The 19,743-nt window shown below is 41.9% G+C and carries 13 protein-coding genes; 11 read left to right on the forward strand and 2 right to left on the reverse strand.

Annotation, left to right across the window (positions count from 1 at the left end; translation table 11 throughout):
- Positions 1 to 45 precede the first annotated feature (45 nt).
- A complete protein-coding gene (locus HWQ47_RS10130; RefSeq protein ID WP_269970995.1) occupies positions 46 to 1,374 on the reverse strand; it encodes a DUF5666 domain-containing protein in 1,329 nt (442 codons plus the stop codon).
- Positions 1,375 to 1,474: 100 nt separating this feature from the next.
- On the opposite strand from HWQ47_RS10130, the gene HWQ47_RS10135 reads away from it, so the two are divergent.
- Together HWQ47_RS10135 and HWQ47_RS10140 are read left to right on the forward strand one after the other, a co-directional pair.
- The gene (locus tag HWQ47_RS10135; RefSeq protein WP_269970996.1) at positions 1,475 to 2,143 is read left to right on the forward strand and encodes a response regulator transcription factor; all 669 of its coding nucleotides are present in this window, start codon (positions 1,475 to 1,477) and stop codon (positions 2,141 to 2,143) included.
- A 44-nt stretch (positions 2,144 to 2,187) separates the two neighbouring features.
- A complete protein-coding gene (locus HWQ47_RS10140; RefSeq protein WP_269970997.1) occupies positions 2,188 to 3,441 on the forward strand; it encodes a sensor histidine kinase in 1,254 nt (417 codons plus the stop codon).
- Between the two features lie 58 nt (positions 3,442 to 3,499).
- Here HWQ47_RS10140 and mnmC read toward each other — a convergent pair whose 3' ends face one another.
- Entirely contained in the window at positions 3,500 to 5,572 is a 2,073-nt protein-coding gene (gene mnmC, locus HWQ47_RS10145; RefSeq protein WP_269970998.1) for an FAD-dependent 5-carboxymethylaminomethyl-2-thiouridine(34) oxidoreductase MnmC, read from the reverse strand.
- A 112-nt stretch (positions 5,573 to 5,684) separates the two neighbouring features.
- Between mnmC and fabB the strand changes: the two genes are divergently transcribed.
- The 9 genes from fabB to HWQ47_RS10190 all read left to right on the forward strand — a co-directional run bounded on the left by fabB (position 5,685) and on the right by HWQ47_RS10190 (position 19,628).
- Positions 5,685 to 6,896: a beta-ketoacyl-ACP synthase I gene (fabB, locus tag HWQ47_RS10150; RefSeq protein ID WP_269970999.1), complete on the forward strand. Its 1,212-nt coding sequence runs from the start codon at positions 5,685 to 5,687 to the stop codon at positions 6,894 to 6,896.
- A 709-nt stretch (positions 6,897 to 7,605) separates the two neighbouring features.
- The gene (guaD, locus tag HWQ47_RS10155; RefSeq protein ID WP_269971000.1) at positions 7,606 to 8,970 is read left to right on the forward strand and encodes a guanine deaminase; all 1,365 of its coding nucleotides are present in this window, start codon (positions 7,606 to 7,608) and stop codon (positions 8,968 to 8,970) included.
- A 1,559-nt stretch (positions 8,971 to 10,529) separates the two neighbouring features.
- Positions 10,530 to 10,832 carry a hypothetical protein gene (locus tag HWQ47_RS10160; RefSeq protein ID WP_269971001.1) on the forward strand — a complete coding sequence of 101 codons (303 nt, stop codon included), beginning with the start codon at positions 10,530 to 10,532 and terminating at the stop codon, positions 10,830 to 10,832.
- 435 nt (positions 10,833 to 11,267) lie between these two features.
- The gene (locus tag HWQ47_RS10165) at positions 11,268 to 12,431 is read left to right on the forward strand and encodes a 4-phosphoerythronate dehydrogenase (protein ID WP_269971002.1); all 1,164 of its coding nucleotides are present in this window, start codon (positions 11,268 to 11,270) and stop codon (positions 12,429 to 12,431) included.
- A gap of 2 nt (positions 12,432 to 12,433) precedes the next feature.
- Positions 12,434 to 13,450, forward strand: a complete 1,017-nt coding sequence (locus tag HWQ47_RS10170; protein WP_269971003.1) for an aspartate-semialdehyde dehydrogenase — start codon at positions 12,434 to 12,436, stop codon at positions 13,448 to 13,450.
- 188 nt (positions 13,451 to 13,638) lie between these two features.
- Complete coding sequence (locus HWQ47_RS10175) at positions 13,639 to 16,722, forward strand: FimV/HubP family polar landmark protein (protein ID WP_269971004.1); 3,084 nt, start codon at positions 13,639 to 13,641, stop codon at positions 16,720 to 16,722.
- 156 nt (positions 16,723 to 16,878) lie between these two features.
- Positions 16,879 to 17,664, forward strand: coding sequence for a tRNA pseudouridine(38-40) synthase TruA (truA, locus tag HWQ47_RS10180; RefSeq protein WP_269971005.1), 786 nt, complete (start codon positions 16,879 to 16,881; stop codon positions 17,662 to 17,664).
- 74 nt (positions 17,665 to 17,738) lie between these two features.
- The gene (folC, locus tag HWQ47_RS10185) at positions 17,739 to 19,013 is read left to right on the forward strand and encodes a bifunctional tetrahydrofolate synthase/dihydrofolate synthase (protein WP_269971006.1); all 1,275 of its coding nucleotides are present in this window, start codon (positions 17,739 to 17,741) and stop codon (positions 19,011 to 19,013) included.
- Between the two features lie 9 nt (positions 19,014 to 19,022).
- The gene (locus HWQ47_RS10190; protein ID WP_269971007.1) at positions 19,023 to 19,628 is read left to right on the forward strand and encodes an SPOR domain-containing protein; all 606 of its coding nucleotides are present in this window, start codon (positions 19,023 to 19,025) and stop codon (positions 19,626 to 19,628) included.
- Positions 19,629 to 19,743: the final 115 nt, after the last annotated feature.

Below are 19,743 nucleotides of genomic sequence, written 5' to 3' on the forward strand. Positions count from 1 at the left end.
TAACAGACGTTGCTGGGTTTCTTTTTATCTTAACGCTATCTAAGTTTAATCATCTAAACGGCACTTTAATAAATCGTCACCATTTAATTGACATTCAACTTCAACCCATTTGTCGTTAAAACGAGCTAATGAGTTATCAGATGAAGGGTAGTTCCATAAGCTATTGTTGCTTACTAGACCTTCTAAACTAATGTTAGTTTCTCTAAGTTCTGGCTCTATCTCTTTAACGAGCCAATGAGCAGGTGTCAGAGTTGCGGCTTCAACTTCAATACCTTCAACTTCAACCCATGTATTGTTTAGTGTTCCGACTGTTAAACCATCGTCATAATAAGTACCTGCATCTAAGGTAAACTCAATACCATTGATGCTGAATGCACCATTAGTTACTTGTGCTAGCCCTTCAACAGTAAACTCACGGGCAAATGGCTGTGGAATCGAACCTGATGCATCTTCAAATTCGATTTCAGTGGCTTCAAGTCCTGTCCCTTTAGTGATCAGATCGACACTGATATGGCGACCTGTATTCAAGTCGATAAGTTTGCCGTCTTCAAACTGTGTGGTAGGTGTGACTAAAATGCGAGTGCGGCTATCAATCTCAAAAAGCGTTTTCTCAGTATTTACCCAAGTCACAGTGCCTTCAATTTCGGCATCATTAAAATCCATATCATTTTCGATATCGACTTCTTGTGCAAACAAGGTAAGATCTTGACTGTCATAGCGACCTTCAACTTCAACCCATTGACCGTTAGCTAATTGTTGACCCTCAAGGTCTAGTTCGGCATTGCTGTAATTAACAACAAGGGTGCCAATATTGAACTGTTGCGCGACTTCATTTAATTGTGAAATTCGGCCTTCAATTTCAGATTCTTGTGTAGCTACGCCAGCAGGTGAGGTTATAGATGATGCTAACCAACTACCATCATTTTGTAGCTTAGCAGAGATCATCACCCAGCTACCGACAGTAATGTCATTGCTACGTTGAGCCTGAGGATAGGTGAATGCTAACCCATTAACAGTGATAGTATCTTGGTCAATTGCAGAGACTGTACCTGTAATGGCTGGATCTAATGCTATGGCCTTGGCGCTATTGTTTGCGGTGAGTATTTCGACCTGCATACCTTTAGTTATCGCATCGGTCGTCAGCGTATCTTGCTGATAAGTAACCATTGCGCTAGCAGTTGCCAGTGTGCGTCCATTGACTGTGATAGTTTGGTTTGTCGGTGAAATGCTGTCAACTGTGCCAAAAATTTTGGCAGGAGTCGGCGTTGGAGTTGGGGGTGTTGTGCCGCCATCTGAACTGCCACTACCACAACCAACAACAAACGTTGCGAGTATGCTCGCCAATACTACATTTTTAACACGAAAATTTTTCATTAGTTGTTTTACCTAATATTCAATGAGATAGATTACTTATTTGTATTATAATGTCGCCAGTGTGAAGGTATCGTGAAGAAAAAATAAAGGCGTGAAATTTATGAAAGTGCTAATTGTCGAAGATAATCATAATGTATCTGAAACTATTGCTGATTATTTAGAACTTGAGGGCATGATAATCGATTGTGCATATCATGGAGAGAGTGCAATCAAGCTTATTAGTGACAACTATTATGATGTGATTATTATGGACATCATGATGCCTAAGTTGGACGGTATTTCTACTGTTAAGAAACTACGACAAGAGTTATTTTGCCCGACGCCTATCCTATTTTTGACCGCGAAAGATCATCTTGAAGATAAAGTTGCGGCATTTAAAGCTGGAGGGGATGATTACCTGCTTAAACCCTTTGCGCTAGAAGAGCTGAGTTTGCGTCTACATGCTCTGGATAACCGAGGACCCAGACGTGACATTGGTCAACTTGCTTTTGCCAATATCATCATCGATACCAGTACCGATAAAGTGAGTCGGCAAGGGGTCGACATAAAACTGAGTCGTACACAACTTAAAATTTTGAAGTTATTACTTAAGCATGCGCCAGCCATCGTTAGCAGAAAAGAGATTATTCAAGTGCTTTGGGGGGATGATTCACCTGAAAGCGACTCGCTACGGAGTCACGTGTATGGCTTAAGGACAGCCTTGGATAAAGGGTTTACTGAATCATGTTTGGAAACCTTACACGGACAAGGTTACCGAATAAAAGCTTAACCGTTCGCGTACTTGCACTATGAATTATAAAAAATGAGAGAAGAATGGATAAGATCCCGATAGCTGACCATAGTCATTTCCCCAGTTTCTACTGGAAGCTCCGCTGGAGTTTCGGTTTGATGACTTTGCTTATCTTCAGTCTGTTTGGTTCTCTTCTCTATGTCGCTGAAGACAAGCTTGAAGTGTTGAGTCTGCATCATTGGCTTGATACTGAGGCGAGCCAATATGTAAAAAATTTTGATAAGTTTGGCTTTGATGCGCCACTGCCAAATACTTCAGAGTTTACCAGTTATTGGAGTGAGCAGAATATGCCTGTTTGGCTCTCCCAATACACCCAAACGGGTTTGTATGAACATTTAATTGGCAGCGAAGATAAACACTTCATTGTGAGTGAACATCCGTCCGGAAAAGGCTTGCTCTATGTTGTTTTTCAGGATGATGCTGATGATTATTTAGACAGTTATGAGTCTGAATTACACTCATACACTTTAATGTTGGGTGGTTTTGTGACACTTGCTATGGCTCTCTATGGGCTCTATTTCGTGCGGACTTTGTCTCATCCATTGGCTACGATTCAGGAGAAGGTGAGTCAAATGCCACCTGGCAATGCGTTATTTGATGTCGAAACCAAATTTCGTGAGACGCGTGAGATAGAGAGCACATTACTTGAGAGTAAAATTAATATCAGTAACTTCTTTATTCGGGAAAAGGAGTTTAGCCGTTTTGCCTCCCATGAATTAAGAACGCCCATTATGGTGATAAAAGGCTCGACTGAACTGTTGCAAAAAATCCCAGAACTTCCCCATATTGCCACAAAAGCCATTGCACGTTTAGAGCGTGCCAGTGATGAGATGGAGCTACTCACTGATACATTTCTATTATTGGGGCGAGCTTCGATTGAGTCTCGGTATATGGCAATGCAGTCTCTGGAACGTTTACTGTCTAAGCAGATCGATGAACTGGCAATATTGTTTGCTAAAAATAATGACACTTACCAGCTTATGATTAGTCAACCAAGTCAAGTTTATGCACCAAAAAGCTTCATTACCGTGGTCATTAATAATCTGATTAAGAATGCGTTTAGTTACAGTGTCGGCGATATTGATATTAACCTAACGGGCAGTATTTTAACGATCAGTAATCGCCATGATGGCCACGATGTGTATAACGAAGGCTATGGCTGCGGATTAGTCATCGTTGAGCGGATATGTGAGCGCATGGATTGGATTTTTGAGCATGAAAACAGCGCGGAGTTTTATACCGCGGTTGTTAATTTTTCAGCAAATACAGAAGGGTAAACTCGCTCTGTTGACTCAGCCACAAAGCGATGTAATAAACGATATTTTCCGTCTATGATTAAAGTGCTTTGCCCTTGATTAATTTACGCATCCACATACGATTAGGGTTAAGCATATCCAGCGTTGGTCCATCAAGTGGGATTATTTCACCGCAAAGTTGCGCTGCCAACGCCTCTGCTGCCAGAGGGCCTGAGGATATTCCGCGGGAGCCCAGTCCGCCTAAGATAAACAGGCCTTGATGTATCGGTGCTGGTGTCTCTTGCCAATACTTTATACTGGCTTTAGTATGCTGATGTTGTTGATAATTAGTTAATATTTTATCAATATTCGGCGCGCATCCCATCATAGGAGCGTGATCTCGGGTTACCATTCTCACGCCAACTCGTGCCCTATGATCGCTAATATCCACATCGTCAGTCCAGGTTTTATCTGGATAACTCTGTTTGATTTTATGCAGGTTTTCCATTTGTTCATTCGGGGAATATTCAAGGTGTTGCGGGTTTTTAATGTAACTGGCACCAGTACAGTGAAAACCGTTATTTTGCGGGGTCAGATAACCGTGTGAGCAAAGTACAGTATTGAGTTTTAACAGCTTGTTTCGAGCGGGTATATGACTCACTTGACCTCTGAAACCAGTGGCGGCCAGATGTTCGCTCTGCTTAAACTGAGTGAGGCCTTGTCCGTTGGCTAAGATTAAGGTGTTAAAGGGCCCAAATTTGACCTGCTCAGCTCCATCATCACTTTTGTTATAGAGGAACCACAGACCTTTTATCTGTTCAATTGTGGATATGTCAGTATTAAACTCAACACTAACGTCGCTTAATTGAGCGGCTTTATCAAAGGCGGCTTGAGTAAACTCATGGGGGCATATCCAGCCACCAAGGGGATAGAATATTCCCGCTTTATCAATATCGATGCCGGCTACTTCGTTGGATTCGGTACTGTTGATGGCATACGCTATCTGTTTATCCCACGTTTGTGCCGTAATGATTTTGTCGAGTCGGGCGCAGCTACGCTCATCAAATCCCGTTTGCAGTACACCACAAAAATCATAACTTACAGTAAAACCATCAGAGAGCAGAGTCTGTAACCTGCGGCGACTAAAGAGATACCCCTGCTGAAAGTAGTGGCTTAAATAACCATTATCAGGTGTTAATAGCGGGTATATAGCGCCCTGTTTATTACCTGATGCTTGTTGCGCTAATGACCCATCGTTGCAAAATAGACGTACTTTTTTGTGGCGTTGTGCGAGAGAAAGGGCTAGATGAGCACTGGCAACACCGCCACCAATAATGGCAAAAGTATCAGCTTTCGTGTCAGAGTCTGCATGTGCCAAAGGGGTATAGAGCGAAGTCTGTGCTTGAGCATGCCGTAGTGCTTCTCTCTCCTGTTGACTGATTTGAGAATCTAAGGTGCTATGGCTCATACTTGATGCTGAGTCGATTGATACTGTGTCATTCACAACGTCCAAAGCGATAAAGCTAAAGCCGGTGTGATTACATAGCTGGCTGAGACGTTCATTTTGGTTAGGATCTAAACTGCAAAGCACTGCATCATTGTTACTGATTTTTGCCATTTGCCATAGCAAGGTTTGATTGATGTCGAATGGCCTACTAATGGGGGCGAGACTTATGCTCCAAAGATCTAACAGACAGGTCTCAGCTGCAGATCTTGTTTGAACTGGGAGCCGCATATCCTGTAGAGAGGTGAGAGGATCGCCAAGGTAAAGATCTATCACAAACCGACCGTCATCAAATATCAGTCTTTGACAACCGGATATTGCCACGGGGTTACTGTTTATCAAGTCCTGAATAAAAGCAGTGTGTAGAGTGCCTTTATCGGTGAGTGAAGCTAGCTGTGAAATAAAATCAACGATGGTGCCTAGATCCGGTTCAAATATTTTCAGGTTGACCTGAGCAGAGATTGCACTAGATTGTAACCAGACTCTTAATGAAAGGAGTTGCTGTATCGAACCAAGGCCTAATTGGCCACAGATTAATGTTCGCTTGTCAGTGAACTCTTTAGGCAAAAGTTGGACATATGAGCTGAAAAGGCCAGTATCTTGCTTCATTTGCGTATTTTTCTCACATTCTAGGGTCAATGAATTTACTCTACGGCTTATATTAGGCATTATTTTACCTATGTTTATGGAAAGCTGACCACTTAAATACAGTAAAAGCGATATTATAGCCGCAGCTAACTGGTTCTAGGTGTACTTCAATGTACAAAATGGAAAGTAAATAATGAAAAGAGTCGTGATCACCGGACTTGGCGTCGTATCAAGTATTGGTAACAATAAGCAAGAAGTCACTGAGTCACTAAAAGCTGGCCGTAGTGGTATTACTCACTCAGATCAATTTGAAGAGATGAAACTTCGCAGCCATGTTTGGGGCGATATCAAGTTAGATCCTAAAGAGCATATTGATCGTAAAGCCCTGCGCTTTATGGGTAATGCTGCAGCCTATGCGTATATAGCAATGGCTGAAGCGATTAAAGATGCGGGCTTAACAGAAGAGCAATATTCAGATCCGCGTGTAGGAATTATCGCGGGTTGCGGTGGTGCATCATCTGCTAACCAAGTTCAAGCTGCTGATATTCTTCGTGAGAAAGGGGTTAAGCGTGTTGGTCCTTACATTGTACCTCGCATTATGTCGAGTACAGCCAGTGCATGTTTAGCCACTCCATTTAAAATTAAAGGCATGAACTATTCAATCAGTTCTGCTTGTGCAACGAGTGCACACTGTATCGGTCATGCGGCTGAACTTATCCAGATGGGTAAGCAAGATATGGTGTTTGCTGGTGGTTCTGAAGAAGTTGATTGGACTCTGACTATGGGTTTTGATGCCATGGGTGCACTGTCAACTAAGTACAATGACACGCCTGAAAAGGCATCGCGTACCTATGATACTGACCGTGATGGTTTTGTTATCTCTGGTGGCGGCGGAATTGTTGTTGTTGAAGAGCTTGAACATGCACTCGCTCGTGGCGCTAAAATCTATGCTGAAATCATAGGTTATGGTGCTTCTTCAGACGGTTATGACATGGTTGCTCCATCGGGTGAAGGCGCAGTACGTTGTATGCAAATGGCCCTTGCTGATGTTGATACCCCCATTGATTACATCAACACCCATGGTACATCTACGCCAGTGGGTGATATGCGTGAGCTTGAAGCGTTACGTGAAACCTTTGGGGATGCCTTACCGCCAATCGCATCGACTAAATCTCTTACGGGTCATGCATTAGGTGCTGCGGGTGCTCATGAAGCTATCTACAGCCTGATCATGATGGAAGAGGGCTTTATCGCACCAAGTATCAATATCGATAACTTGGACGAAAAAGCGGTGGGTATGCCAGTTGTAACCGAGTACCGTGAAGCTGAGCTCAATACTGTTATGAGTAACAGTTTTGGCTTCGGTGGTACTAACGCAACATTGGTTATGCGCAAGTATAAGTAATTTTTTATGTAAAAATGGTGCAACGGGTTTTGATTGATGTTGTCGCGATAAAGAGAGGGAGCTTAGGCTCTCTTTTTTGTTTCTTAAGTTTAAGAAATCTTAAATCACCCCGTTATGTATTTTGCTCTACCATACTACAGATGGACTCTCCTCTATCGTAGGGTAATTTATAGTAAGTTTCATCGGGGTCATTTAGAGGTTCAATCATTGCTATTACAAGTTTCTCCTTGGTCAATTCTTTAATCTTGTCAACAAACTTTTGACCTTTTGGTACGAATTCCGAACTCGACAATTCGACTTCGGCAGTAATTTTGTTGGTTAAATCAACAAACCAAGTTGTTTTGAAGTAAGAGGTTTCAATTCTATCATTGGCATGCTTCTCTATAGCGAAAATTTATCTGTGTAAATAAAGAGATGTATTCACTCGAACATGATTTGAATAAGTATGAATAACAGTACCTTGATCACTTTGCAAATAACATCTTATCAGCATGAATCTAATTTGCGTAATACCACAAGATAAACTAGGTGCAGATTAAAGCATCTGTATTTGAAGTGAGATTATAGCCAAAAGTGACCATTTAAGTAGATGCTTAACTTTGTATATTAGCTTGGTCACAAATTGCAGTTAATTTTATTCAATTTAATTGTGCGCATGTAATACTCCCGCCCGTGTGAACCCTATAAATAACAAGATGGATGTATGTCAATGTCTGAGATTAAGTTTGGTGTATTGGGGCAGTATTTTCATTGCCCAGTGAAAGGTGATTTTGAGTATGCGGCTCATTCATTGATTTTAGTTGATCAGCAGGGTGCTATTTCGGCTGTCCTCACAAAGAGTGATGTCAATTACCATGCACAAATTGACACTTTGTCGGCTCATCAGCAGCTAATAGAACTCAGCCCAACTCAGTATTTGATGCCGGGTATGGTTGACCTGCACATACATGCACCGCAATTTCCCCAGGCCGGCAAAGGCTTAGACTTACCACTTTATGATTGGCTACAAGATTATACATTTCCCCTTGAAGCCAAGTTTGAAGATATGGCATTCGCCAAGAAGATTTATCCTCAATTAGTCCAGTCACTGCTCGCGAATGGTACTACCAGCGCTGTTTATTTTGCCACTATCCATAAAGACACATCAGTGGAATTGGCACGGGAATGTCTTCGCCAAGGCCAGCGCGGCTATATTGGTAAGGTCAACATGGATGAGCCTACACAGTGTCCCTCTTTTTATATTGAGTCATCGACTGAATCGGCCTTACAAGAAACTGAGCAGTTCATTGAGCAAGTACTGGCCATCGAAGGGAATGAAGCTCAACTCGTCTCGCCAGTCATTACGCCACGTTTTGTCCCAAGCTGTACTGCACAATTGCTACAAGGTCTAGGTGAGTTGGTGCAAAAGTATCAATGCCATGTGCAAACGCACTGTTCAGAAAGTGATTGGGCACGAGATTACAGCCAAGCACAATATGGTAAGACTGACGTTGAGATATATAATGATTTTGGTTTAATGACGAGTAAAACCATTTTAGCTCACTCGATATTTTTAACGCCATCGGATCATCAACTGATTAAATCCACTGGCGCGAGTATTGCTCACTGCCCGCTATCGAATATGTACTTTGCTAATGCAGCAATGCAGACCCGTGAGATCTTAGATAATGATCTTAAATGTGGACTAGGAAGCGATCTTGCAGGAGCACCGATTCCTTCAATATTCCATAGCTGTTTAGATGCGGTTAATCACTCTCGCGTGCGCGAAGATGGCACATCAACCTATTTAGCTGCCAATGAGCGCGGCGAGCAAGGATCGCGCATCTCTTTCTTAGAAGCTTATTGGTTAGCAACCGTGGGCGGCGGCCAAGCGATTGATGCTAAGGTTGGCTTATTCCAGCCAGGCTTTGAGTTTGATGCGTTAGTTATCGATACCGCTATTGCTGATAGTAATATTTTCATTCTAGATGAGATGGATACAGTGAAAGATAAACTGGAGAAAATCATCTGCCTTAACAGCCGCCACAACATCCGTAAAGTCTGGGTGAAAGGGCAACTCGTTATCGAGAAGTAAATGGTATTAACCATACTTGGGACTTGTCAGATCACAAGTTTCAAGTATCTTTTGGGGTGGGTTCGCTTGGTTGGTTTGTTGAATACCATATCTGAATTGGTGTTTATTGCTTGCAGCAGGTGCCGTGCAGGGTCTTGTATGTTTAGGACAGATATAAGACACTTCTTATCCCTAAGGGTATGATGCACTAATGTCGCAGTGGCAGGTCAATGATGTTGCCTACATCATCAAGATATTTCTATCCCCTCATGGGTCATATGCCAAGGAGTGAGCCGAATGTGTAAGTACTTCTGCGTCGGCGTTACTGAACTATTGTGTCCTTTTATAGGGCTAATCAGTAGTAAGAATCTCCATTCATTTTGTTCTAACATTGGACCACAGGACTCACTTTCCATTACACAGGCTTCTTCTGGCAGGCCCTAGTTTATGCAGATAAATAGATAACGTTAGTGCTTCTCTTAGTTGCAGTCATCTCACTCCTATAAAAGCCAGTATTGACACTGCTCTTCCTAAATTATCCAGCTTCGTCATTCGCTGCCTCTATGTACCTGCACCACATTCAATGTTTCTGTGATGGTTCTGGTCGCCCTTGGCTGATAATCCGGCTTGACTACTAGGGCTACTTACCCGTTGACCATTAGTTTATTTCAATCATTTTGGAAATATTCAGTGAGTCGCCTAAATTGGTATGTTGAAAGTGATTTTTTGCCCATTGCTTAGGATTGAATATTGACATGATTATTTTATAACTGGTTGAAGTTACAAGTTCTAATAATTGTTTACGAAAAAAGTTCAGTTTTTATATTTGTATAGATGAATCAGGTTTACTACTGTCATTATTTGTGTCATTGTTCTGATAAAACAATCATTGTTAGCGACGGCTATTATTAATAGGTTTGTCGTATTTAAAGAACAATGTACTGAAAAAAATATTGGCTTACCGCATAATTAGTTTTATTGTGAAAAACTTTCCCAAAGAGTTAGTTTTCTATATAAGTGCTGTATACACTGACTTGATGCTTCGCTCATATTAATTTTTATAAAGTATTACTTCATTCGTAGATATTATAGTGACCACTTGAATTGATTAAAAAAGAGAATTAATTAACTATACCTACTCTATAGTTGTTACTGATATAACTCTTTTATATCAACATCTCAGCCTATTAATGGCTGTTCTCATCAACGACTTTAATTGACGACTTAGTAATACCTATCATCATTAATACTTATTGACTCTACAAAGTAATAATCGGCTTATAGTCTAATCTATATTTACATTCTTTCGCCAATGTTACTCGTATGTTTCTTTCTTGCAAATGAATGTGTGCGATAGGTGGGGGGGGTAATAATGCATTAATATAGTTAACAATTAAAGCTAGTAATTAGTAAGTGACTTTCAAAAGGATTCTAAAAATGAAAATATATAAGAAATCTTCATGTTATAGGAATAAAAGTTCATTATATCTGGTCAGCGAATTATTATAAAAGAAGGTGGAGTATCATTTCAATATTCCCATTACAATGCCAAATATTCTATTGTCGCTTAAGGGGCTATCATGATAAAAACATTATTAACAATAGCTTTGATGATGTTCATGAACGTAAATTTTACTGATGCTGTCAGAGTAGATGCAAAACTAACAGCACAGATGGAAGCATGTGCTGCTATGTATAAAATCTCTGGTGATTCGTTTGGTGTAGAGTTACACGAGAAAGCACACACACTAGCATGGAGTTATTATAAAGAGCCTATCAAGCTATATGAGCGTAGTGTGTTCACTGATACGTATGGCATAACTCTAGATGAAAATATAGAACGTTTAGACTTGCAAGAATTCTGTGATACAAGTTTCAAATAAAAAGGCACTCACGTATTCCGGCAATTGCAACTACTCATTATAGGTTTCATTTGATTACTTAAATTATCTTTTTTTCTCCACCCTATTTCTATTCTAAGTGATCGGATTACACTATATTTCTCATAAAATATCGTTCAAGCCACTATAAATCAATAGTATATTCTGAATTCAAGATCCAAGTGCACCATATCAAATCATCTAAATACTTCTACTTTGAACAAGGGGAGTCTTTAAGCAAATTACCCAATATCAACGCTACCTGAAGCTCAATCTCAAACTAAGAAAATGTAATCAGGCTATATTCGAAAACTCCCAATACTTGTTATCCTGCATAAGTGATAACTCTCTCTGATATTGAATCAAAAATGTAACTAGCTTCATTTCAAGCTGTTAGAATGCATTAATCCAACGCATTCACCTCACTTTTGGAACCATATGAAAATCCTTGCCGATGAAAACATGCCTTATGTTCAACAGTTGTTTGGCGACTTAGGAACGATTGAAACAGTTAATGGCCGGGAGCTGACAGCTGAGCAGGTGCGTGATGCTGATGTGCTTCTAATTCGCTCGGTTACCCAAGTGAATGAAACATTATTGTCGCTCAATACTCGTTTGAAATTTGTAGGTAGTGCCACTATTGGCATAGATCATATTGATACTGAACTTCTTGCTAGCCGAGGTATCTCCTTTAGCAATGCGCCGGGTTGTAATGCTACGGCAGTGGGGGAGTTTGCTTTTATCGCCATGTTGGAGTTGGCCAATCGTTTTGGTTCCACACTTAAAGATAAGGTCGTCGGTATTGTCGGTGCTGGAAATACTGGTAGTGCAGTGGCTAAGTGTTTACAGGCCTATGGCGTTGAAGTGCTGTTACATGATCCCTTGATTGAAGCGACTGATCCACGTGGCTTTGTTTCGCTCGAACAGTTAATCAGCCGTTGTAATGTGATCAGTTTACACGTGCCAATGACGAACACCGGTGAGCACAAAACCTGGTACATGTTCGATGAGGCAAGACTCAATAGCCTTAAACCCAATACTTGGTTGCTTAACTGCTGTCGAGGTGAGGTGATTGATAACCGTGCCTTAATAAACGTTAAGCAGCAGCGAGATGATATTAAAGTGGTGCTTGATGTGTGGGAAGGTGAGCCTAACCCTATGGTAGAACTTATCTCCTTTGTTGAGTTGGCAACGCCGCATATTGCCGGATACAGCTTGGAGGGTAAAGCTCGTGGTACTTATATGTTGTACCAGAAGTTAATGCAGGTGCTAGGTATGGAGACAGATAAATCGATGACTGCATTGTTGCCTACTTTGTGGAGTGAGCAGATGAATATCGACAGCATCCCCAATGAAAAAGCTTTGTTGCAACTGTCACGTTTTATTTATGACCTACGAGATGATGATGAACAATTTAGGACCACTATTCTTAATCATTCATCAAAAAATCACCAAGTAAATTGCGCGAATAACAATGGGTTTGATCTTATGAGAAAAAATCATAAGCATCGGCGTGAATTTAGTGCCTTAAGGGTAGTAAGTACGGGGCAATCTGATGTAAATTGGTTGTCCAATTTAGGGTTTTCAAGGATCGGTCTGTAATTATGTCGCAAGAATTTAATGTTGTCGTATTAGGTGCTACGGGCGCCGTGGGTCAAACTATGATAGAGATCCTCGAAGAGCGTAACTTCCCCGTTGCTAATTTATTCCCACTTGCCAGTAGTCGTAGTGCTGGTAATACGGTGAGTTTTCACGGTAAACAGGTTGAAATTCTTGATGTTGATACTTTTGACTGGTCTCAAGCTCAGATAGGCTTTTTTTCAGCAGGTGGTGATGTGTCAGCGAAATGGGCGCCGATAGCCGCTGAACATGGTTGTGTGGTGATTGATAATACCTCTCACTTTAGGTATGACATTGATGTACCGTTAGTGATACCAGAAGTTAACCCTGAAGCGATTGCCGATTTCCGTAACCGCAATATTATCGCTAACCCTAACTGTTCTACGATTCAGATGTTGGTGGCACTAAAGCCGATATATGATGCATTTGGGATCTCACGGATTAATGTCGCGACATACCAGTCTGTGTCAGGTTCAGGTAAGGAGGCTATTGAAGAGTTAGCCAGCCAATGTGCAAAGCTGCTTCAAGGACTGCCAGTTGAGCCGAAAGCTTATCCTAAACAGATAGCGTTTAATGCCTTACCCCATATCGATAAATTTATGGATAATGGTTACACCAAAGAAGAGATGAAGATGGTCTGGGAAACCCAGAAGATTTTCGGCGATGAGAACATTGTGGTTAACCCGACAGCAGTTCGCATACCGGTTTTTCATGGCCATTCAGAAGCTATTCACTTAGAGACATTACAGCCTGTTGATGCTGAAGAGGTTAAGGCTGTGTTAAGAGGCGCACCAGGGGTTGAACTATTTGAATCAGATGAAGAGTATCCTACTGTGGTTACCGATGCCGCAGGCAGCGATCCTGTATATGTGGGTCGTGTGCGTAAAGATATCTCTCATGACAATGGCATAAACTTGTGGGTAGTCTCTGATAACATAAGAAAAGGTGCTGCTCTTAATAGTATTCAGATAGCCGAAGTGTTGATCAGAGATTATTATTAGTACTGAGAACATTTAGCCAATTATGTTGAAAAAGCCTGCATATTGCAGGCTTTTTAGTCTTTACACTTGTTTTTGAATTGTGAACAGTAGCAGACCATTGATTTCTGGTTTATAGTAATCTCAATAAATACAATTGCCTAAAGCTATGCGCATATTAGCCAGCTACTGCATTTGAAAGGGAAGAATGAATGAACTTTCGCACTCCGTATCTTGTCGGTTTAATAGCCTCAGTATTATTGGTCTTGATCACCTGTTCTGTTGAACAAACCGTTTTCGCTGCCGAATCCTTAAAGATAACGGGTCCCGACGGCGAAGTCAGGCAGACAAACAGGCAATACGGTCCAACTCGATCTTCTGATACTTTTTGGAGTATAGCCCAGAGGATGCAACCCGATGCGAATGTGAGTATCTATCAGGTGATGGGGGCTATCTACGATGCTAACCCCCACGCATTTTCAAGCCCTAATTATAATAGTCTAGAGAAGGGGATGATACTGCTCATCCCATCTAAAGAGTTGATGCTCTCCATTCCAAAAAGCTTAGCTAAGCAGCGTGCTGAGCGAAATGACGCGGGCTGGAAAAAATTAACGGCTAAACCTGTCGCAGTAGTAAAACCTAGCGTGTCTAAAGTTGACACTACTAATATAGTTGAGAGCGCGGCTTCTTCTACTTCCACGTCTATTCCAGCTATTCCAACAAAAAATGCTGAAACAAGTGAAGTTGATAACAGTAAGATGTTGGCAGAGCTTGAAGTTGCACAAGATAAGAATTTACAACTTACTGATCAACTGGGAAGAGCTCAAGACGAGTTAAGTGTTAGTGGTAATGATATCGGGTTGCTGACTGAAAAGGTTGATGGGTTAAATGAAGAGATTGCCATCTTACAGGAGCAACTTCAGGCGAGTCGCTTAAAAAGTGAATCTTTATCGACTGATGTTGAAGCGTTAAAAGAGAGACTTGCTCAGATGGACCTTCCGGCTTTACAAGAGGAAGGTATCAAGTGGAAAGAGTTAATGAGCAACCCACTGACTTTAATATTAGGTACCGCAATACCTGCGTTTATTTTCTTAATATTGTTGTGGTTATTCTTAAAACGTCGTCGAAATGAAGGTGAGCAGAACGAAGCTGAAACCAGCACAGTGCAAGAGGCACCAGAGTCAGCAGCAGCAGGATCAGAGAAAATAGAGACTGATGTCGAAGATGATCTCGATAATATGGCTGTTCATCTAGACACCGAAGAAGATGAGGGCTCACTTGATTCTCTGATGAATGTCGATGCTAGTGAACTTCAACCTGAAGTTGAGATGGAGATTGATTCTGAGCAGATGGACATGGCGAGCGAGATGTTTGTTGATCCGGGCGAGGAAGAAGCTCCAGAAGAGGCTGTTATCGATGCAGAGGCGGAAGATGAAGGCCAATCCCTGGATGAGCTTTGGGCTGAAGCCATGGGTGAACAAGATGGAGATGAAGAAGACTTAGACTCACTCCTTGATGGCATAGGTGAAGATAACCTTGGCGAAGAGACCGTCACTGAATTAGACGTTGATGTAACCGATAAGGCCGAAGAGCAAGGCAATGAAACTGATCTTGATGGCTTACTTGAAGGAGCTGATGAGTCAGAAGCTGACTCTGCAAGTGACTCTTCCGGGAATTACCTTAGCGAAGATATTGCTGCTGAATTAGCTGCAGATGCAACCGATAAAGGCGAAGAGCAAGTTGATGAAGCCGATCTTGACGCTTTACTGGCTGGGTTTGATGAGCCTACAGATGACTCAGAAACTGCTTCTGCAGTTGGCTCAGAAGCTGACTCTGCAAGTGACTCTTCCGGGAATGACCTCGGCGAAGAGATTGCTGCTGAATTAGCCACAGATGTAACTGATAAAGGCGAAGAGCAAGTTGATGAAGCCGATCTTGACGCTTTACTTGCTGAGTTTGATGAGCCTATAGATGACTCAGAGAGTGGCTCAGAAGCTGCTTCTGCAGTTGACTCAGATGATGGCTCTGCAAATGACTCTTCGGGTCATGACCTCGGCGAAGAGATAGCGGCTGAATTAGCCGTGGATGCAACCGATAAAGGCGAAGAGCAAGTTGATGAAGCCGATCTTGATGTTTTACTGGCTGGGTTTGATGAGCCTACAGATGACTCAGAGAGTGGCTCAGAAGCTGCTTCTGCAGTTGACTCAGAAGATGGCTCTGCAAGTGACTCTTCGGGTAATGACCTCGGCGAAGAGATAGCGGCTGAATTAGCCGCGGATGCAACCGATAAAGGCGAAGAGCAAGTTGATGAAGCCGATCTTGATGTTTTACTTGCTGGTTTTGATGAGCCTACAGATGACTCACAGAGTGGCTCAGAAGCTGCTTCTGCAGTTGACTCCGAAGATGGCTCTGCAAGTGACTCTTCGGGTAATGACCTAGGCGAAGAGATAGCGGCTGAATTAGCCGCGGATGCAACGGATAAAGGCGAAGAGCAAGTTGATGAAGCCGATCTTGATGCTTTACTGGCTGGGTTTGATGAACCTACGGATGACTCAGAGAGTGGCTCAGAAGATGACTCAACAAGTGATTCTTCGGATAATGACCTCGGCGAAGAGATTGCGGCTGAATTAGAGATAGAAACATCAGATTTAGAGGCTGCTCCATCTGATAAACCAGAGGAACAAGTTGATGAAGCGCTTGATGCTTTACTTGCAGATCTAGAATCGGCTGAGCAAGCATCTAATGCTAAGCCAGAGCCCATTAAAGAGGACAGTTTCTTTGGTGATCTTAAGGGCAATAAAGACAATAGCCATGATGATGTAGAGTGGGACGGCGAGTTAGCTAGTTCAATTGCAGATATTGAATCATTGTCTCCTGAATCAATTGATGAAGATAAAATAACGGTAGATGAAGCTTTAGCGGCATTAGACGCTCAAGAAAGTGTAGAGGCTACGTCCAATGGAGTTGATGAGCACGATCTCACCAATTTCCAAAAAGATAACGGTTTTATCGATATAGATCGTCTACTTAACGAAGCCGATGAAGATATCGTTGAAGTCGATCAATACAAAGAGCTTGATGTCGATATGGGAGAACTCGATAATTTGATGGGCAATGCCACTATGGTGGACGTTGATGATGAGGAAAACTCGGTTAACGCTAAGTTAGATCTAGCTCGTGCCTATATTGAGATCGATGATAATGACAGTGCGATTGCATTACTACAGGAAGTGAAGCTAGATGGGAATGACAATCAAAAACAAGAAGCTGAAGGTTTGATCAGTAGCTTGACGTAAACCCTGTTCGATCTTGTGCTCATACTGATTGGCACTCGATAAAAAATGGCGCCCTCGGCGCCATTTTTTTATTTCGTTATGCTAGAATCCAGCCCCAAATAGATTCGAGTATTTCTGCTGTTTTTTTACAGTAGACTAAAGGTGTTAAGAGGTTGTATGCGAGTAGCGTTAGGTGTCGAATATGATGGCAGTAAATATTTTGGCTGGCAGCGTCAGCTTGAAGTTGACTCTGTTCAGTCTCAGCTAGAGAAAGCCTTATCGAAAGTGGCCAATGAGCCTATTACTGTTCATTGTGCTGGAAGAACCGATACCGGTGTTCATGCTACAGGCCAAGTTGTTCATTTTGAAACAAATGCGATACGTAAAGACTCTGCTTGGACCTTAGGTGTTAACGTCAGCTTACCTGATGATATCGCTGTAAGGTGGTCAAAAGTGATTGATGAGGATTTTCATGCTCGCTTTTCTGCCACGGCACGTCGCTACCGATATATGATCTATAACTATCAGCTACGTCCCGGAATTTTGCGCTTAGGAGTTAGCCATTACAGAACTCATTTAGACGAGGAAAAGATGCATGAAGCGGCTCAGCACTTTGTGGGTGAGCATGATTTTACCAGTTTCAGAGCGCTTCACTGTCAGTCAAAGTCACCTAATCGTAATGTCCACGAGGTGAATGTTACCAGACAAGGTATGTATATCTGTGTCGATATTAAGGCCAATGCATTTTTACACCACATGGTACGAAATATTGTTGGCTCCTTAATTGAAGTCGGTTTGGGACACCAAAGCCATGAGTGGATCCCTGAGTTGCTCGCATTAAAAGATAGAAGTAAGGCTGCGCCAACGGCGAAACCTAATGGTTTGTATATGGTCGATGTGACATATCCAGAACGATATGAATTGCCTAAGTTAGCGTTAGGCCCTCTGTTTATGCTGGATTAATAGGTCTGCTACATATCCCTATTCGACTCGCTAAGGGTGTTATTTTTAACTCATTAATTAAGAACAATAAATTTATGCCTAAAGTGCCAACTATAGATGCCAGTTTAGCCTTATGGTTAGATTACCTGATGCTGATACATCCAACTGAAATTGATATGGGGTTAGATCGAGTCTCCATCGTTGCCGATCGCCTTGGCCTAAGAGCGTTGGGTAAGACTAAGGTGGTGACGGTTGCCGGTACAAATGGCAAAGGGACCACTTGTGCAATGCTTGAGCACATTTTATTACTGGCAGGACACCGTGTTGGCGTGTATAGCTCACCACATATACTTAAGTACAATGAACGTATCAGAATTAATGGAGTCGATGCGTTAGATACTCAAGTCGTAGAAGCATTTGTTGTTATTAACCGTGCTAGGGAAGATATCTCTTTAAGTTTTTTTGAATTTGCGACATTAGCTGGCCTCTATCTGTTTAAGTCCTCACAACTGGATGTTATCTTGCTCGAAGTGGGATTAGGCGGCCGATTAGATGCCACTAACATTATCGACTCTGATATTGCGGTGGTGACTTCAATCGATCTGGATCATCAGGAGTACTTAGGTGATACCCGTGAATCTGTTGCGGTTGAAAAGGCTGGAATTTTCCGTGCATCTAGACCCGCGATTGTTGGTGAGCCTGATATTCCAACTGGTTTATTGGACGTTGCTAAACTAAAAGGGGCTGAGCTTTACTGTGTTGGTAAAGACTTTAATTATCACGTTGTTCAAAATAATCCTCTGTACTGGGATTTTAATGGTAGTACACGTGTGATCAGTCGGTTGCCGGTACCTCAATTACCGCTTCCAAATGCGGCAACAGCGCTGGCAGTGATTGAACTTGGTTGGCCTGAAATCTCCACTGATATCATTAAGAAAGCGATAGGTAATGCCCGTCTTGAAGGCAGATTTGAGTTGGTGTGTGAGCAGCCATTAATTATACTTGATGTCGCCCATAATCCTCATGCAGCCAGATATTTGGCTACACGTCTCAATACGTTTAAATTTAAGCGATTATATGCATTATGTGGCATGCTAAAAGATAAAGATTGTACTGAAGTGATCAATATATTGGCTGAGCAGATCGATCATTGGTCATTCACTGCACTCGACACTGAGAGAAGTGCAACGCCACAGCAGTTGCAAACGGCATTAAGGGTTTCAGGCTCATCATCGCAATATGCTAGTCTAGGTGCTGCATGGAGTGAACTCAGTTCAAAACTGACACCTGAAGATGCTGTGATTGTGTTTGGTTCTTTTTATACAGTGGCCGAATTTAAAGCCTTGCCGCTAAATTTTAATTCGTTTTAGGGAGATAAATTGTCTAGTCATTTTCAGAACCGCATTGTCGGTGTCATTGTTATTGCTGCGTTAGGCGTGATTTTTTTACCGGATATTTTAGACGGAAAGAAAGATCATCAAGCTGAACAGTTTGCAGAGATCCCTTTGCGTCCTGAAATCGATCTGGTTGAATTACCCGCCTCCGATTTTGATACTGTGGATCTGAGTGAAAGTGAGCAAGCGTTTGAGCCAGAACCTGATGAATTGGATCAACTGGTTCATGCCATTGAAGAGAAAGAGAACCAAGATAGGAAGGCTTTATCTCAACAGACGAGCAAACAAGTTGATAAGAGTCAAACTTCTCAGATTGAAGAAGTGAAGCCTAAGATCAATTCTGGGTCTGCTTATACGTTACAACTGGGTAGCTTCAGGAGTGCTGACAATGTCAACGGTTTAGTGAAGCAGCTCAAAAAGAAAGGTTTCACTGCTTATACTTTACCTCATAATCCCGTAGATGGTCAGTTGACTAAAGTTTTTGTCGGACCGAATGTGTCAAAAGCTAAATTGCAAAAGTTACGGCAGGACATTGAAAAGTTAACTAAGTTAACGGGTCGCATTGTGGTTTATGCTCCAACGGCTTCGTAATCCTAAATTACCGTTCTACCTCAATTCGAGATAGCCAGTTTTCTGTTTGACTCACTGTTTATGTGTGTGCTAAATCTTGCAGTAGGTTAACTAGAAAACTGTGGTCATAGATTGA

It is taken from the genome of Shewanella sp. MTB7 (assembly GCF_027571385.1).
Taxonomy (GTDB): Bacteria; Pseudomonadota; Gammaproteobacteria; order Enterobacterales; family Shewanellaceae; genus Shewanella.

Bases quoted from the DNA above. Each gene is read 5' to 3' on its own strand.
- HWQ47_RS10130 (WP_269970995.1), bottom strand. From the start codon at position 1,374: ATGAAAAATTTTCGTGTTAAAAATGTAGTATTGGCGAGCATACTCGCA.
- HWQ47_RS10135 (WP_269970996.1), top strand. From the start codon at position 1,475: ATGAAAGTGCTAATTGTCGAAGATAATCATAATGTATCTGAAACTATT.
- HWQ47_RS10140 (WP_269970997.1), top strand. From the start codon at position 2,188: ATGGATAAGATCCCGATAGCTGACCATAGTCATTTCCCCAGTTTCTAC.
- mnmC (WP_269970998.1), bottom strand. From the start codon at position 5,572: ATGCCTAATATAAGCCGTAGAGTAAATTCATTGACCCTAGAATGTGAG.
- fabB (WP_269970999.1), top strand. From the start codon at position 5,685: ATGAAAAGAGTCGTGATCACCGGACTTGGCGTCGTATCAAGTATTGGT.
- guaD (WP_269971000.1), top strand. From the start codon at position 7,606: ATGTCTGAGATTAAGTTTGGTGTATTGGGGCAGTATTTTCATTGCCCA.
- HWQ47_RS10160 (WP_269971001.1), top strand. From the start codon at position 10,530: ATGATAAAAACATTATTAACAATAGCTTTGATGATGTTCATGAACGTA.
- HWQ47_RS10165 (WP_269971002.1), top strand. From the start codon at position 11,268: ATGAAAATCCTTGCCGATGAAAACATGCCTTATGTTCAACAGTTGTTT.
- HWQ47_RS10170 (WP_269971003.1), top strand. From the start codon at position 12,434: ATGTCGCAAGAATTTAATGTTGTCGTATTAGGTGCTACGGGCGCCGTG.
- HWQ47_RS10175 (WP_269971004.1), top strand. From the start codon at position 13,639: ATGAACTTTCGCACTCCGTATCTTGTCGGTTTAATAGCCTCAGTATTA.
- truA (WP_269971005.1), top strand. From the start codon at position 16,879: ATGCGAGTAGCGTTAGGTGTCGAATATGATGGCAGTAAATATTTTGGC.
- folC (WP_269971006.1), top strand. From the start codon at position 17,739: ATGCCTAAAGTGCCAACTATAGATGCCAGTTTAGCCTTATGGTTAGAT.